The 15370-nt window shown below is 56.0% G+C and carries 15 protein-coding genes; 8 read left to right on the forward strand and 7 right to left on the reverse strand.

The genetic code is table 11. The annotated features are described in order from the left end of the window. Positions 1–146: 146 nt before the first annotated feature. The 8 genes from pyrB to EDF78_RS13330 all read left to right on the forward strand — a co-directional run bounded on the left by pyrB (position 147) and on the right by EDF78_RS13330 (position 7287). Positions 147–1082, forward strand: coding sequence for an aspartate carbamoyltransferase (gene pyrB / locus EDF78_RS13295; RefSeq protein ID WP_095924480.1), 936 nt, complete (start codon positions 147–149; stop codon positions 1080–1082). Positions 1083–1101: 19 nt separating this feature from the next. Then, positions 1102–1566: an aspartate carbamoyltransferase regulatory subunit gene (pyrI, locus tag EDF78_RS13300; protein ID WP_095924479.1), complete on the forward strand. Its 465-nt coding sequence runs from the start codon at positions 1102–1104 to the stop codon at positions 1564–1566. A 55-nt stretch (positions 1567–1621) separates the two neighbouring features. Next, the gene (ridA, locus tag EDF78_RS13305) at positions 1622–2008 is read left to right on the forward strand and encodes a 2-iminobutanoate/2-iminopropanoate deaminase (protein ID WP_095924478.1); all 387 of its coding nucleotides are present in this window, start codon (positions 1622–1624) and stop codon (positions 2006–2008) included. A gap of 208 nt (positions 2009–2216) precedes the next feature. Continuing rightward, a complete protein-coding gene (locus EDF78_RS13310; RefSeq protein ID WP_119822435.1) occupies positions 2217–3668 on the forward strand; it encodes a circularly permuted type 2 ATP-grasp protein in 1452 nt (483 codons plus the stop codon). Further along, complete coding sequence (locus EDF78_RS13315) at positions 3662–4603, forward strand: alpha-E domain-containing protein (protein ID WP_095924472.1); 942 nt, start codon at positions 3662–3664, stop codon at positions 4601–4603. Before EDF78_RS13310 ends, EDF78_RS13315 begins: the two co-directional genes overlap by 7 nt. Further along, entirely contained in the window at positions 4603–5397 is a 795-nt protein-coding gene (locus tag EDF78_RS13320; protein WP_119822434.1) for a transglutaminase family protein, read from the forward strand. Before EDF78_RS13315 ends, EDF78_RS13320 begins: the two co-directional genes overlap by 1 nt. Before the next feature lie 26 nt (positions 5398–5423). Beyond that, positions 5424–6155, forward strand: coding sequence for a proteasome-type protease (locus EDF78_RS13325; RefSeq protein ID WP_095924470.1), 732 nt, complete (start codon positions 5424–5426; stop codon positions 6153–6155). Between the two features lie 100 nt (positions 6156–6255). Then, a complete protein-coding gene (locus EDF78_RS13330; protein ID WP_133823270.1) occupies positions 6256–7287 on the forward strand; it encodes a LacI family DNA-binding transcriptional regulator in 1032 nt (343 codons plus the stop codon). 43 nt (positions 7288–7330) lie between these two features. On the opposite strand, the gene EDF78_RS13335 is transcribed toward EDF78_RS13330, so the two are convergent. From EDF78_RS13335 to EDF78_RS13365, 7 genes are read right to left on the reverse strand one after another with little or no spacing between them, the layout of a single operon-like run. Next, positions 7331–8341 (reverse strand): OmpG family monomeric porin, encoded by a 1011-nt coding sequence (locus EDF78_RS13335; protein ID WP_133823271.1) that lies wholly within the window; start codon positions 8339–8341, stop codon positions 7331–7333. A gap of 54 nt (positions 8342–8395) precedes the next feature. Further along, entirely contained in the window at positions 8396–9484 is a 1089-nt protein-coding gene (gene ugpC, locus EDF78_RS13340; RefSeq protein ID WP_133823272.1) for a sn-glycerol-3-phosphate ABC transporter ATP-binding protein UgpC, read from the reverse strand. A gap of 9 nt (positions 9485–9493) precedes the next feature. Then, positions 9494–10177 (reverse strand): beta-phosphoglucomutase, encoded by a 684-nt coding sequence (pgmB, locus tag EDF78_RS13345; RefSeq protein ID WP_133823273.1) that lies wholly within the window; start codon positions 10175–10177, stop codon positions 9494–9496. Next, positions 10167–12413, reverse strand: coding sequence for a glycoside hydrolase family 65 protein (locus EDF78_RS13350; protein WP_133823274.1), 2247 nt, complete (start codon positions 12411–12413; stop codon positions 10167–10169). Before EDF78_RS13350 ends, pgmB begins: the two co-directional genes overlap by 11 nt. Further along, positions 12410–13468, reverse strand: coding sequence for a Gfo/Idh/MocA family oxidoreductase (locus tag EDF78_RS13355; RefSeq protein WP_133823275.1), 1059 nt, complete (start codon positions 13466–13468; stop codon positions 12410–12412). The genes EDF78_RS13350 and EDF78_RS13355 overlap by 4 nt, the downstream gene beginning before the upstream one ends. A 15-nt stretch (positions 13469–13483) precedes the next feature. Next, entirely contained in the window at positions 13484–14275 is a 792-nt protein-coding gene (locus EDF78_RS13360) for a sugar phosphate isomerase/epimerase (protein WP_133823276.1), read from the reverse strand. A gap of 12 nt (positions 14276–14287) precedes the next feature. Next, complete coding sequence (locus EDF78_RS13365) at positions 14288–15340, reverse strand: zinc-binding alcohol dehydrogenase (RefSeq protein WP_133823277.1); 1053 nt, start codon at positions 15338–15340, stop codon at positions 14288–14290. Between the last annotated feature and the right edge of the window lie 30 nt (positions 15341–15370).

Here is a 15370-nt window from a genome sequence, read left to right on the forward strand (position 1 = left end):
CGACCAAACACCGTGCCATCAGGCAGCCCGCTGCCGTTGTTCTTCCGTGGTATTGCCGTTTTACTGAAAGCCCCTCATTGAGGGGCTTTTTTTTGTCCGGAATTTGAGTAGCCGATTTTTTACGCGTAAAGAACAGGAGAATGACTATGGCCAATCCGCTGTATCAGAAAGACATCATTTCTATCAACGATCTCAGCCGCGAAGAGCTGGAACTGGTACTCGATACCGCTGCCAGCCTGAAAGCCAACCCGCAGCCTGAATTGCTGAAACACAAAGTGATCGCCAGTTGTTTCTTCGAAGCCTCAACCCGAACCCGTCTGTCGTTTGAAACATCCATGCATCGTTTGGGTGCCTCGGTGGTCGGTTTCTCCGACAGCAGCAACACCTCGCTCGGCAAAAAAGGCGAAACGCTGGCCGACACCATTTCGGTTATCAGCACCTATGTCGATGCGATTGTGATGCGTCACCCGCAGGAAGGCGCGGCGCGTCTGGCGACCGAATTCTCCGGCGGCATTCCGGTGCTCAACGCAGGCGACGGCGCGAACCAGCATCCGACGCAAACCCTGCTGGATTTGTTCACCATTCAGGAAACGCAGGGGCGTCTCGACAACATCAAAATCGCCATGGTCGGCGACCTGAAATACGGCCGCACGGTGCATTCCCTGGCGCAGGCGCTGGCGAAATTTAACGGTAACCGTTTCTACTTTATCGCGCCGGATGCGCTGGCGATGCCGGGCTACATCCTCAGCCTGCTGGAAGAGAAAGGCATCGAATACAGCCTGCACAGCAGCATCGAGGAAGTGGTGTCTGACATCGACATTCTGTACATGACCCGCGTACAAAAAGAGCGTCTGGATCCGTCGGAATACGCCAATGTGAAAGCGCAGTTTATCCTGCGCGCGGCCGACCTGACGAATGCCCAGCCGCACCTGAAAGTGCTGCATCCGCTGCCGCGTATCGACGAGATCACGCCGGATGTCGATAAAACGCCTTACGCCTGGTATTTCCAGCAGGCCGGTAACGGCATTTTTGCGCGTCAGGCGTTACTGGCGCTGGTCCTGAACGCAGACACTGCACAGTAAACTTGAGGAGAACACGATCATGACACACGACAATAAACTTCAGGTTGAAGCCATCAAATGCGGCACGGTGATTGACCATATTCCGGCGCAGGTCGGCTTTAAATTACTGTCCCTGTTCAAGTTTACCCAGACCGAACAGCGCGTGACCGTCGGCCTGAACCTGCCTTCCGGCGAACTGGGCCGCAAAGACATCATCAAAATCGAGAACACCTTCCTCACCGACGAACAGGTTAATCAGCTGGCGGTGTATGCCCCGCGTGCGACGGTCAACCGCATCGACAATTACGACGTGGTGAAAAAGCTGATGCCGACGCTGCCGGAGCGGATTGTCGGCGTGCTGCGCTGCCCGAACGGCAACTGCATCAGCCGTTTTGAACCGGTGGATTCCAGCTTTGCGGTCAGGCAGCGTGCGGACGGTGTGCATCTGAAATGCAAATATTGCGAGAAAGAGTTTGAGCATCAGGTCGTGCTGAACAACGATTAACCCTTTATACTGAGGGATAATTTTTTATTCACCTTAACTCAAATCAGGAGACATTATGTCCCGCGAAATCAGCACTGAAAACGCCCCTGCCGCTATCGGTCCTTACGTTCAGGGCGTGGATCTGGGCAGCATGATCATCACTTCCGGCCAGATCCCTGTGGATCCTAAAACCGGCGCTGTCGCTGACGATATTTCTGCGCAGGCGCGTCAGTCACTGGACAACGTGCAGGCGATCGTGGAAGCGGCTGGCCTGAAAGTTTCAGACATCGTGAAAACCACCGTTTTCGTGAAAGATCTGAATGACTTCGCCACCGTTAACGCCACGTATGAAGCCTTCTTCACCGAGCACAACGCGCCCTTCCCGGCCCGTTCTTGCGTTGAAGTGGCCCGTCTGCCAAAAGACGTGAAAATCGAAATCGAAGCCATCGCCGTCCGCCGTTAATCCGCGCCAGTGATGCACCAGACCAGCCTGCGGGCTGGTTTTTTTTGCCCTGTTTTCAGGCAAAGGATCCTTTTATCGCTCTATAATTAAGCAGACCTGCCTCATTTCCCCTGATTTTCTCTGCGTTTTGCACGCTGGCACACTTTATGCCTGATCTTCATTGTTATTGAACGATTCAATTGCGGCCTGTCCAGTTTGTGAGGTGATGATGATCAAGATTGACCTTTCCGATTCACCCTTTTTTGATGAGATGTTAATGGCTGAAGGGAAACACCGCAGCCATTATCAGGCCTACTGGCAGTGGTTGCAGCAAGCCGACCAACAGGCAGTTCAGCGCAAAAAAGAGGAAGCCGCGCTGTTGTTCCATCGGGTGGGAATTACCTTTAATGTTTACGGTGAAGATGATGGCGCGGAACGGCTGATCCCGTTCGACAGCGTGCCGCGCATTATTCCGGCCAGCGAATGGCAGATGCTCGATCGCGGGATCCGCCAGCGGGTTCAGGCGCTGAATGCTTTTCTGCACGATATTTACCACGACCAGAAGATCCTCAAAGCGGGGATCGTCCCGGCGGAACAGGTGCTGGCCAACGATCAGTATCAGCCGTGCATGCAGGGCATTGATCTTCATCGCGATACCTACGCGCACATTGCCGGCACCGACATGGTGCGCGGCGGCGATGGCGAATATTACGTGCTGGAAGACAACCTGCGTACGCCGTCCGGCGTGTCGTACATGATGGAAAACCGCAAAATGATGATGCGGTTATACCCCGAACTGTTTGCCGAGCAGCGTATTGCGCCGGTGTCCCGCTACCCTTCCCACTTACTGCAAACCCTGCGCGAAAGCACCACGGTCAATGATCCGACCGTTGTCGTGCTGACGCCGGGCCGCTTTAACAGTGCCTATTTCGAGCACAGTTTCCTCGCGCAGCAAATGGGCGTTGAGCTGGTAGAAAGCGTCGATCTGTTTGTGAAAGACGGCGCGGTGTTTATGCGCACCACCGCCGGGCCGTGCAAAATTGACGTGATTTACCGGCGTATCGACGATGCATTCCTCGATCCGCTGGCGTTCCGCGCCGATTCGATGCTCGGCGTGCCCGGCCTGCTGTCGGTGTATCGATCCGGTGGCGTGGTGCTGGCGAATGCCATCGGCACCGGCGTGGCGGATGACAAATCGATATACCCGTATGTGCCGGAAATGATCCGCTACTATCTGGCGGAAGATCCGATCCTCAATAACGTGCCGACCTGGCAATGCCGCAAGGAAAGCGATCTCTCTTTCGTGCTGGCGAATCTGGAAAAAATGGTGGTGAAGGAGGTTCATGGCGCAGGCGGTTACGGCATGCTGATTGGCCCGACAGCCAGTAAGGCGGAAATCGACCGCTTCCGCGAATTGCTGCGTACCCGCCCGGAAAACTACATCGCACAGGAAACGCTGGCGCTGTCCACCTGCCCGACCTTTGTCGGTAACGGGCTGGCACCGCGCCATATCGACCTGCGGCCTTTTGCCCTGACCGGTGCGGAAATCCGTCTGGTGCCGGGCGGGTTAACCCGTGTGGCGCTGGCGGAAGGTTCGCTGGTGGTCAATTCATCTCAGGGCGGCGGAACCAAAGACACCTGGGTGCTGGAAGAAAATCCGACGGAGGATGACGCATGCTAAGCAGAACAGCCAGCGAACTGTACTGGATGGCGCGTTATCTGGAACGCGCCGAGAATATCGCACGTCTGCTGGACGTGACCAACAAACTGTCGATGATGTCGATCCGCGATGTCAGCGCACGTGATGAAAATAACGACCTGCTGGTGCCGCTGACCATGACCGGTACGCGCACCTTATTCAGTGAGCATTATCCGCAGGAAACCATGAGCAATCTGCTCAACTTTTTTGCGCTGGACAGTGTCAACCACAGCAGCATTTTCAGCTGTTTGCAGATGGCGTGGAACAATGCCCATGCCGTGCGCGGCAGCCTGTCGTCTGAGGTCTGGGAAAGCATCAATGCCACCTGGATTGAGATGAAACTGATCCGCCGTCAGGGCGTCGGTTCTGCCGGAGCGGATTCCTTCTTCGACTGGGTGAAGGAACGTTCACATCTGTTTCGCGGCGCGATGTTCGGCACGTTGTTGCGCAGCGATGCACAGAATTTTATCCGCCTCGGCACCATGCTGGAACGCGCAGACAGCACCGCGCGCCTGCTGGATGCCAAAAACCAGTTACTGAATGCCGATGAAGATCCGGTGCGCGAATACTACCGGATGGATACCTTGCTGCGCGCCGTCAGCGCCCGCGAGGCGTTCCACACCCTCTACAAACAGCAACTCAGCCAGAAACGTATTGCGGAGCTGCTGGTGCTGCGCCGCGAGTTACCGCGCTCCCTGCTTTCCTGTGTCGAAATCATGGCCGAACAGCTGGAGGAAATCGGCGGCAGCGCGGGCAATTTGCCACGCCGCCGCGTCCATACCCTTCATGCACAACTTCGTTTTACCGAAATGGACGAGATCGTTGAGATGGGTCTCAGCCCCTGGCTGATGCAGTTTCTGGATCAGACCAACGCCATCGCTGAGAGCATTCATCAAACCTATCTGGAGGCTCAATAATGAAACTGAATGTCACACATCAGACGCATTACACCTATGCGCAACAGGTTAAACACAGCACGCAATACCTGCGCCTGACCCCGCAGGATTCCAGCCATCAGAAAATTTTATCCTGGGATCTGACCCTGCCGGAATACGCCACCCGCACGCTGGATGCCTACGGCAATGTGCTGCATGTTCTGACGCTCGATCAGCCTCATCAGGCCATCACCATTGAAGCCAATGGCGTGGTAGAAATTGAAGACAACACGGAAGATGACAGTTGCGGACACCTCTCGCCGCTGGTGTTTTTACGCACCAGCCCGCTGACGCTGGCCGACGGTGCCATCCGCGATTTCGCCAGCCGCTATTACCGGCCACAGGCGCAACATGAAAGTCTGTGCAATCTGATGGGCGAATTGCTGCTGAAAATGCCGTATAACCCCGGCAGTACCACGGTGAAAGACAGCGCCTCGCAGGCGTTTTCGGCACAAACCGGCGTCTGTCAGGATCACACTCACGTGTTCCTCGCCTGCTGCCGCAGTCTGGGCATTCCGGCACGCTACGTCAGCGGCTATCTTTACTCGGAGGATTCCACTCATGTCGCCATGCACGCCTGGGCGGAAGCCTGGCTGGATGACCGCTGGCAGAGCTTTGACGTCACCAACAACACCTGCAAACCGAATCAGCATTTGAAACTGGCTATCGGCATAGATTATCTTGATGCATGCCCGGTTCGCGGCGTCCGGCTGGGCGGAGGAAGCGAAGACATGCGCACTGTCGCGGCCGTCGCCATGCTCGACGTTCCGCAATGATCCTGAATGCCTGAGGAAACTTTTTTATGACTTACTGTGTGGCCATGCGCTTATCCTCTGGCCTGGTGTTCGTTTCAGATTCACGCACCAATGCCGGAGTGGACCATATTTCCACTTTCCGCAAGCTGCATGTCTTTCATCAAAGCGATGAGAGGGTGCTGGTGATCCAGAGCGCCGGTAATCTGGCGACCACACAGAGCATTATCAGTCTGCTGCACCGCCGCTGTCTGGATGATGAACGGGAAAACCTGCTGAACGTGAAGTCGCTGTACGATGCCGCCAGCCTGCTGGGGGAAACGGTGCGTGAAGTGATTGCGCGGGACAGCGGTGCCAATCAGGGCGGCAACACCGATTTCAGCTGTAACCTGTTGCTCGGCGGCCAGATCAAAGGCGAGGGTCTGCGGCTGTTCCATATTTATCCGCAGGGGAATTTCATCGAAGCCACACATGACACGCCGTATTTCCAGATTGGCGAAAGTAAGTACGGCAAACCGATCATCGACCGGGTGCTGAACTACGACACCGCGCTGGATCAGGCGATGCAATGTGCGCTGATTTCGATGGATTCGACGCTGCGCAGCAACCTTTCCGTCGGCCTGCCGCTGGATGTCATGACCTATCCGACCGACAGTTTCAGCGCCGCGCAGCAGCACCGGATCACCGAAACGCACCCGTATTTCGACATGATCCGCAAAGGCTGGGGCGAGGGTTTGCTGAGCATTTTTGCCCAGTTGCCACCGCTTAAGCTGGACGAGTAAATAATCCGCCACATCTGGTCCGGGGGAAATGGACAACCCAGGACCGCCCCCGTATTATCAATATCCCGTCCTTAATACGGATATTTGAGGTGAATATATCGTGGCAGTCACTATTTATGATATTGCCCGTCTGGCCAATGTTTCAAAATCCACTGTATCCCGGGTCATCACCAATCAAACCAATATTTCGCCGGATGCCCGTGAGCGCGTGCTGGCGGCGATCCGCACCCTGAATTATCAGCCGAGCAAACTGGCGCGGGCGCTGACCTCCAAAGGTTTTGATGCCGTTTTAGTCATCTCAACCCGCTCTTCCAAAACCACTGCCGGTAATCCCTTCTTTTCTGAAATATTGCAATCCATTGCCTTGCGGGCGGAAGAAGAAGGCTTTGACGTTATTTTGCAAACCTCAAAAAATAGCGAAGAAGATTTGCAGAAATGCGTCGCCAAAATAACGGAAAAAATGGTCAAGGGCGTGATATTGCTCAGCTCACCGGCCGATGAACATATTCTGGAACAGCTCGACCATTATCAGGTGCCCGTGGTGGTGATCGGCAATATCGAAGGACGTTATCAGCACGTTTTTTCGGTCGATACCGATAACTTTCAGGACAGCTACCGGCTGACGCAGCACCTGATTTCCCTCGGTCACCGCGATATTGCCTGCCTGCATGCGCCGCTGGATTACCATGTGTCCATTGACCGGCTGGCCGGGTACAAACGCGCCATGCAGGATGCCGGTCTGCCTTTGCAATCCGGTCTGATGATTGACGGCGGCTATACCACGGAAAGCGCCTGTCTGGCCGCGACCGCGCTGCTGCAAAGTGCGACACCGCCAACGGCGGTATTTGCCACCGACGCGGTCAAAGTCATGAGTATTTACCGCGCCGCGCAGGAACAGAAAAAAACCATTCCGGACGCGCTTTCCGTCACCGGTTACAGCAGCGACAATATTTCGCCGATCCTGTCTCCGGGGCTGACTGGCATTGAAATTCCGATCCGCGAATTAGGCTGGCAAGGTTGCAGCTTATTGTTTGATAAGATTTTTGATCGCCCGTGTACAGATTCCCGCACGCTGGTGCCGACGCAGCTGGTGGTCAATCATTCCGCCAGAAATATCACCACCGGGAAATAAAACACTCAACAGGCCGGACGCGCCTGTTGAGTGAGAAAAGTCATCAGAAGCTGTAGGTCACGCCGACCCCGGTATAATGGAATTTGGTCTTCGCATTGGCGCTGGCATCGGTATTATCGTGCAGCTGCAATTCGTAGGCATATTCCAGCGATATGGCGAAACCGTTGGGCAACGGCTGATTAATTAACAGCCCGAAACGGGTATCGGTTTCCCCTTCACGCTCGCCCCGCTCATCATTGTAATAATACGTATCCAGTGTGCGGCGGGCATACGGCGTCAGGACCGTTTTACCGCTGGTAAACAGATCCACACTCAGCGGCAAATAAACGCGGGCTTCCTGTTTGGCAAATTCACCGCGCTGGCTGTCGCCGGTATTCCATCCGCGATCGAGATAATAACTGACCTGCAGCGCAATATCGTCGGTGAAGCTGTATTTCAGTCCGGTCTCACCTTCAAATTCTTTATTAAGATAACCATTATTATCCATATTATTGTAGTAATTATATAACGCCATCCAGCCGTTAAATTTTAATCTCTGACTCAGTGACACCGACCAGTCTGGCTGAACGGTATAACGCTGGGTATGATAAGACTTATCGTCTTTCTTTTTGTCATCATTATATTGCCACTGATAGTTTCTGAACCCCAGCATCAGTCCCAGCGCATAATCTGCGTTGTCGGCGAACTGATAATGCGCGTCGAACTCGATCTGATTAAACCAGTCGCTGCGGGTATCTTCGGAATAATCGACATTATGATCTTCCTGATAAAACGCGCCGTACAGGTTCCATTTCCCTTTGCTGAAGTTGATAAACACCGTCGGTTCATAGGCGCCGTCTTTATCGCCCTGTCCTTCTGTGTTCTCGGTTTCCTGCATGGCGCCGATCTGGATCTTCCAGGGTTCAGCGGGCAGCGCAGCGGTACCGATCGGCACCGGTGTCAGCATTTCGCGGGTATTATGATCTTCATTCTTATTCACACTTTCGCTCTCAGCAGAAAACGCAGACGAGCAGACTGCGCCGCATAATAATGCGGCAGCCACTTTTATTTTCATTATAATAATTCCTTTTACAGTAGGGACAGCTATTAAGACAACGGGTAACCTCTTTTAAAAATCGGAAATAACGTCTTCAGAATCACAATCGAAGAAATGACATTTCGCCATATCAAAGCGCATGGATAATAATTGTCCGGCCTGATAATCGGTATTGGCATTTGAGCGGCAGACAAATTCATGGCCGCCAATCGAGCAATACAACATAAATTCCGCGCCGGTCAGTTCCGCCACGGTAATACGCGCGTCGAAATGGGCGTTCTGCGGATCCGCACCGGCGATATCTTCCGGGCGGATGCCGAGTACCAGCGGCTTACGCTGATAACCTTGTGCATTGAGTGTCGCCAGTGGCTCTTCCGGCACCGGAATGCGCAGACTTTCAGTGACGAAACAGTCATCGTCCAGCGCGCCACGGATAAAGTTCATCGCAGGCGATCCAATAAAACCGGCCACAAACATATTTTGCGGATGGTTATACACCGCTTTCGGCGCGCCGACCTGCTGGATCACGCCGTCTTTCATCACCACAATCCGCGTGGCCATGGTCATGGCTTCGGTCTGATCGTGGGTGACATAAATCATCGTGGTATCGAGTTTATGGTGCAGCTTGCTGATTTCGGCACGCATCTGAACCCGCAGCTTGGCATCGAGATTCGACAGCGGTTCATCCATTAAAAAGACTTTGGCATCGCGCACAATCGCGCGCCCGAGCGCCACGCGCTGACGCTGGCCGCCGGATAACGCGCCCGGACGTCGCGCCAGATACTCCTTCAGCCCGAGGATCTGTGCGGCATATTCCACCCGCTGACTGATCTCCTCCGGCGCAATCTTTCTCAGTTTCAGGCCAAACGCCATGTTGTCGTAAACGGACATATGCGGATACAGCGCGTAGTTCTGAAACACCATGGCGATTTCGCGATCTTTCGGCGCGACGTCGTTCATGCGCACGCCGTCAATCAGCAGCTCGCCTGACGAGATCTCCTCCAGCCCGGCAATCATGCGCAAAGTGGTGGATTTACCGCAGCCGGACGGCCCGACAAACACGATAAATTCCTTATCCGCGATCTCCAGATTGAAATCCTTCACCACGTGAACCTGCTTGTCGTAAATCTTCTGAATATGTTGCAGTGAAATCTGAGCCATAATTTTTCCTTAAATGTCAGCCTGATGGCGCGCCCACTGTTGCCCGATAACGGCCAGCGACAAGGCCCCGGTGGAATCCAGACGGTAATCTGCCCCTTCCAGCGTGGCGCCGATACCGATGGCGAAAATGCCTCCGGCCCGTAATGCATCAATCCCCGCCTGCGCATCTTCAACCCCCACCGCCTGTTGCGGCGCGACGTTCAGCGCATCACACACGGTGAGGAAAATTTCCGGATGCGGTTTCGAATGCGTGATCTGCCCGCTGTCAGCCACATAATCAAATGCCGGCTGTAACCCCAGCGCCGCAAGCACCTGCGGGGCATTTTGTGAAGCGGAAGCCAGACCGGTGAGGATCCCGTGCTGACGCAGCGCGCGCAGCAGGTCGCCGATGCCCGGCAGAATATCGGCAGGGGTCAGTCCGGCGAGTAATCCGACGTAATCCGCGTTCTTTTCCGTCGCCAGGCTTTCGCATTCTGCCTGGGTAAACCTCTGCGTTTTTCCCCCTGCGGCCAGAATGCGCGCCAGTGAACCCTGACGACTGACGCCTTTCAGTTGTTCATTAAACGCCGCATCAATGTGGATGCCGATACGCTGCGCCAGCCGCTGCCAGGCGAGAAAATGCAGATGGGCGGTATCGACCACGACGCCGTCGAGGTCAAAAATGACGGCGCGCGGCAGAGTGTCAGTTTTCATCATGCGTTCCTTTCAGTACGAGGCTTTCCGTAAAGGTGTGGGCCGTGCCGTTGATGCGGACCGTCAGCGGCTGCGCGTCCGTTTTGCTGAGGATGAACTGCTGCGGTTCCAGACACACCGTCAGGCACGCACCGCGCCAGCGCACAGGGAACTGCAACCGCGACCAGCCCGGCGGCAGCGAGGGCCGGAAATGCAGTTCCCCCGACTGATACGTCAGCCCGGCAAACCCCGTCACTGCGCCCAGCCAGATGGCCGCCGTCGCTGCGGCATGAATGCCGTCGTCAGAAGAATGCGGTTCCTCACCCAGATCGATACGACAGGCCTCGCGGTAAAACTGCAATGCCTGCGCCGTCTGCCCGCTTCGTGCGGCAACAATCCCGTGTACCGATTTGCTCAGGGAGGAATCGTGAATGGTGCGGGGTTCATAGAACGCGAGGTTGGCGGACAGGCAACCGGAGGTGAATTTTTCCGGCAAGAGATGCATCAGCATCACCACATCGGCCTGTTTCAGCACCTGCATCTCGTTGATTTCAGCACGGGAATAATCCAGCAAGATGGCCTGTGTGCCCTGCTGCGATTTATAGGCCGTCAGGTCGCACTGCGGCTTGCTGAAGAAGGTATCATCCTGAGCGATCACGCCCTGTTCATCCGGCTGCGGTAAATACAGATGCGCCAGAAAATCCTCTGCCTGCGCCAGAAACGCGGCATCCTGCTGATCACATTCACGCAGATAACGGCAGGCGGCCTGCACATTGTCGTGCGCCATATAATTGGTAAACGCATTGTTATCAACGTGTTCGGTGTATTCATCCGGACCAATCACGTTGAGAATGTCCAGCCGGTCACCCCGCCGCTGCGCACGACTCATCCAGAACAGCGCCGTTTCCTTCAGCAGCGCCAGCCCCATTTGCTGCATAAATTCGCGGTCGTGCGTGGCCTGAAAATAGCCCACCGTGGCATAGGCGATATCCGCCACCAGATGATGCTCGGCCATTGCCGATGCCACCCGTTGCCGCTGTCCGGTACGGATGTTAATGGCGGCGAATTCCGGCGTTTCTTCTTCACCGCTGAAGGCGCATTCCCACGGGAACAGCGCGCCCTGATAACCGCTGCGACGGGCTTTCTCCTGCGCCTGCGTCAGATTCAGGTAACGGTATTCCAGCAGTTTGCGCGCCTGTTCCGGCGCATTCAGCAGCGCAAAAGGCAGGATAAATATTTCGGTATCCCAGAACACATGCCCTTTGTAGCCTTCGCCGGTCAGCCCTTTCGCCGCCACGCTGGCACGCGCATCATGCGCCGGGATCATCAGCTTCAGGTGATACAGCGCAAAATCCAGCGCGCGCTGATCCTGCGGATGATCGGACGTCACGCACACGCGAGAATCCTGCCAGTAATGCTGCCAGTGACGGGTATTTTCCATCAGCAGATGGCCGTAGCCCTGCTGCGCGCAGGCAGAAAGCGACGCCAGGCAACGTGACGACCAGTCACTTTCCGGCAGAAAATCCGCGTCGAGCGAGGTGGCAATCCAGCTGAATTTTTCCAGCGTGACCGCTTCCCCCGCCGGTAATGGCAGGCTGATATGTTGCAGCAACCGGCGATTTTTGGCGGAAAAACTGCTGCTGGCACCGGACGGGATCCGGCACTGGCTGGTGATCATCGCCTGTTGCTGCCCGTCGGTCGTGTCATACCCACCCTGCAGCACGTTTTGATCGAACACCCGCACCGATCGCTCGTTCAGGTGTTGTCTGCCGCTGTTGGTCTGCGTGGCGTCGATACCGGTACTGACGCCCAGATGCGCGGCGGCGTCCAGCGCGGTCACGGTTAAACGACAGGCCACCAGCGCCAGCGGCGAAAGCGCCACGAAACGGCGGGTTTCGATTCTGAACCGCTGACCGGCGGGCGACTGCCAGACCAGTTCGCGGTAAAGCTCGCCGTTCATGGTGCGCAACTCGCGCTGATAAGACACCAGCGTGCCGGAAAGCAGCGATAAACTTTCGCCATCCAGCTCAATGCGCATGCCGGTAATATCCGGCAGATTCACCAGTTCGGTGACTTCCGTGGCATTGGCACGGTGATAAAAACCGGCAACAAACATGCCCCGTTGCTGATCGGTATAGGCTTCCTCATGACAGCCACGAATGCCGATCCGTCCGTTGCCGCAGGCATGCAGGCTGGCGTATTTGTTCAGGCGATGCGGTGAAAAAGGCGCTTCGTGCAGGATCTGAGTCTGGATCATAAATACACACTCTCCCCCGATTCTGCCGACGCATAAATGGCCGTCACCAGTTGCTGGATCCGGTATCCCTGTTCCGCATCCGCCAGACTGACCCTTTCCCCGCGCACTGCCGCCACAAACGCCTGAACGCTGCGCAGGTGGCGCTGATCGTCAGCAACCTCACGCTGGAATAACGTCACCAGTTCGCCTTTGTCATCGGTATACACCTGCGCCGGAAACAGCGTGGCCCCGGCTTTATCCCCGCAAAACTCGACGTTCATCACCGACTGCGGCTGAATGTTCAGCGCAAATGCGGTTTCCAGCCGCAGCAGCCCGCCGTTGCAGAACTCAATGGCGGCAAACACCGAATCTTCCACGCTGTATTTCTGCGGGTCCCAGCTGCCGAACTGCCCTTCACTTTTGCGGTGGCCGATTTTCTGAAACATCTGCGCGGTGACTTTGCGCACCGCCGGAAAGCCGAGCACGTACATCGCGGCATCCAGCATATGAATACCGATGTCGATCAGCGGCCCGCCGCCGGACTGGGTTTTATCAATGAAATTCCCCCAGCCGGGCACGCCGCAGCGGCGCAATGCCCGGGCGGTGGTGACATAGACGTCGCCCAGTTCGCCTTCATCCACTTTCTGACGCAAAATGCGCGCATCCTCGGCGAAACGGTGATGAAAATCATAGGCCAGCAGCCTTCCGGCCTGTTCCGCCGCCTGCCACATTTCCAGCGCCTGCGCGGCGGTCATGGCGGGCGGTTTTTCACAGAACACATGGCAGCCATGCTGCAATGCGGTGATCACCTGCTGATGATGGAACAGGTTGGGCGTACAGATGCTGACGATGTCAGGCCGTTCAGCCTCCAGCATGTCTTCCGGCGAGGTATAAGCACGGGCGACGCCGTTGCGCCCGGCAAACGCCTCAGCGCGGGCGGCATCACAATCCACCACCGCCACCAGTTCAACGCCGGGAAGCGGCCGGTAGCAGGCCGCATGGACCTTTTCCGCCACCTGACCGGCACCGATCAGCGCCACTTTCAAGGCGCCTGCCGGTTTCGTTATAAATTCCATTTTACGGTCTGTCCGTCAGAGTAAAGTGCGAAGATAAGTCAGTGAATCCTGATAAGCCTGCGCCGGATCCTCCGCCCGTACGCGGCATTCGTAGACGATATAGCCGTCGTAGCCATCATCTTTCAGCTGCGCAAACGCGCGGCCAAAATCAATGCAGCCGCTGCCCGGCTGGTAACGATGGTTATCCGCAATATGCACATGGCCGAGCAGGTCGCGCTGCTGATGGAACGCGGCACTGAGGCAATCTTCCTCAATGCTCATATGGTAGAAATCACCGATGATTTTGACGTGCTCAAGGCCGCCTTCGTCGATATAACGGCGCGCGTCGGCCAGCGTATTGATCATGTGATCCTGATAGCGGTTCAGCGGCTCGAGATACACGGTGGTGCCGGTGCGTTTAGCCACGTTGTCCAGTTCCCGCAGCGAGGCGCTGACCGCCAGACGATCCCCCGCCTGACTGCGCGGCGAGGTCATCGGCGGCAGACGGTAGGTAAACATGCCCCAGGCGGCAGGCACGATAATCCCTTTACCGCCGACCTGCGCCAGCGCTTCCAGAATGGCGGTAATTTGCTGTAACCCGTTCAGGCGGCGTTCTTCGATAAAATCACCGATCCAGCCGTCGTAGCCGCCGCAGGCGGTGATCACCGGCAGACCGGTTTGCGCGATGGCGGCCTTCACGTCATCCAGATGACTGACCAGCAATTTGCCGTCGATTTCAAAACCGTCAAAACCCATTGCCTGAATAAATTTGAATTTCTCCAGAATGTTTTCCGGGAAGAACGCCTGATTTTGTGTGCCGATTTTCATGTCTGAGTCCTTTTAGAAAGTGATGCCGAGCTTGATGCTCTGATCGGGATGTTGGTCGACGTACGTCATGTAGCTTTCCGCACTGTTGCTGAACGTCACCACCGGGTCGATCAGGTCTTCACAGTTGAGGTAGCCGTTCATCAGCAGTTCCCAGCAGGACTCTTCGATGCGTTTACGGCTCCAGCGCGGGTAATCAGGATTGGGTTCGCTGCAGGCGCGGGAAAAGACGATTCTGGCGTTATTGAAATGCGCTTCGCGCCCGAGGTTGAAGCCTTCGGCGAAAGGTTTGGCAAAGGCGACATAGGAGATGGTGCCGCCATAAGCGATCCCCCGCAGCGCCGCCTGTAAGGCCTGAGCGTTGCCGCTGGTTTCGATGATCACGTCCGCCCCCTGCTTACCGGTGAGCTTTTTGATCTCCAGCCCGATGTCCGTGCCGATCGGGTTAAACACCGCATCCGCGCCGTTTTTCAGCGCAATCTCGCCGCGTTTTTCCAGCGGATCGACGCCAATCACGATGCTGGCCCCGGCTTTTTTCGCCAGTTGCACGGCGATCTGCCCGATAGCGCCCAGCCCGACGATCACCACGAAATCCCCTACGCGGACATTGCCGTCGCGCACCCCGCTCATGGCGAACTGCGCCGGGTCATAACAAACGGCGTTTTTCCATGAGGCACCGGCAGGCATTTTGCGTAATTTGTAGTTGTTCACCGCGTTGACGATCACCGTTTCGCTCAGCGGGCCGTAAGTGCACACCTCATCTCCGAGTGCGTAATCCGTCACCTCGCTGCCCTTTTCGCACACAATACCGACCACCATGTTGCCGAGCTGGAATTCGCCGAACACAATACCGCGCGGCGCATCCGCGGGACGCGGGACAAACATTCCCCATTCCGCCGAAAACTCCTCGTCGATAAACGGGCTGACGCCGCGAAAATCCACCACTTCGGTGCCGTGTTTCGGCGCGCCAAATTTCACGCGAATTTTGACTTCATGCGCCGCGACCGGGCGGTCCTCATAATCCATCAGTTCAGCCACACGCGGCTGGGTTGCGACCAGTTTTTTCATCAGATATTCCTTCATCGTTACTACGTCAAT

Source organism: Rahnella sp. BIGb0236, assembly GCF_004364755.1.
Taxonomy (GTDB): domain Bacteria; phylum Pseudomonadota; class Gammaproteobacteria; order Enterobacterales; family Enterobacteriaceae; genus Rahnella; species Rahnella victoriana.

Coding starts and splice junctions, on each gene's coding strand:
- EDF78_RS13335 (WP_133823271.1), bottom strand. CDS start 8,341: ATGAAAATAAAAGTGGCTGCCGCATTATTATGCGGCGCAGTCTGCTCG.
- EDF78_RS13325 (WP_095924470.1), top strand. CDS start 5,424: ATGACTTACTGTGTGGCCATGCGCTTATCCTCTGGCCTGGTGTTCGTT.
- EDF78_RS13310 (WP_119822435.1), top strand. CDS start 2,217: ATGATCAAGATTGACCTTTCCGATTCACCCTTTTTTGATGAGATGTTA.
- ridA (WP_095924478.1), top strand. CDS start 1,622: ATGTCCCGCGAAATCAGCACTGAAAACGCCCCTGCCGCTATCGGTCCT.
- pgmB (WP_133823273.1), bottom strand. CDS start 10,177: ATGAAAACTGACACTCTGCCGCGCGCCGTCATTTTTGACCTCGACGGC.
- EDF78_RS13315 (WP_095924472.1), top strand. CDS start 3,662: ATGCTAAGCAGAACAGCCAGCGAACTGTACTGGATGGCGCGTTATCTG.
- ugpC (WP_133823272.1), bottom strand. CDS start 9,484: ATGGCTCAGATTTCACTGCAACATATTCAGAAGATTTACGACAAGCAG.
- EDF78_RS13365 (WP_133823277.1), bottom strand. CDS start 15,340: ATGAAAAAACTGGTCGCAACCCAGCCGCGTGTGGCTGAACTGATGGAT.
- EDF78_RS13360 (WP_133823276.1), bottom strand. CDS start 14,275: ATGAAAATCGGCACACAAAATCAGGCGTTCTTCCCGGAAAACATTCTG.
- EDF78_RS13355 (WP_133823275.1), bottom strand. CDS start 13,468: ATGGAATTTATAACGAAACCGGCAGGCGCCTTGAAAGTGGCGCTGATC.
- pyrI (WP_095924479.1), top strand. CDS start 1,102: ATGACACACGACAATAAACTTCAGGTTGAAGCCATCAAATGCGGCACG.
- EDF78_RS13350 (WP_133823274.1), bottom strand. CDS start 12,413: ATGATCCAGACTCAGATCCTGCACGAAGCGCCTTTTTCACCGCATCGC.
- pyrB (WP_095924480.1), top strand. CDS start 147: ATGGCCAATCCGCTGTATCAGAAAGACATCATTTCTATCAACGATCTC.
- EDF78_RS13320 (WP_119822434.1), top strand. CDS start 4,603: ATGAAACTGAATGTCACACATCAGACGCATTACACCTATGCGCAACAG.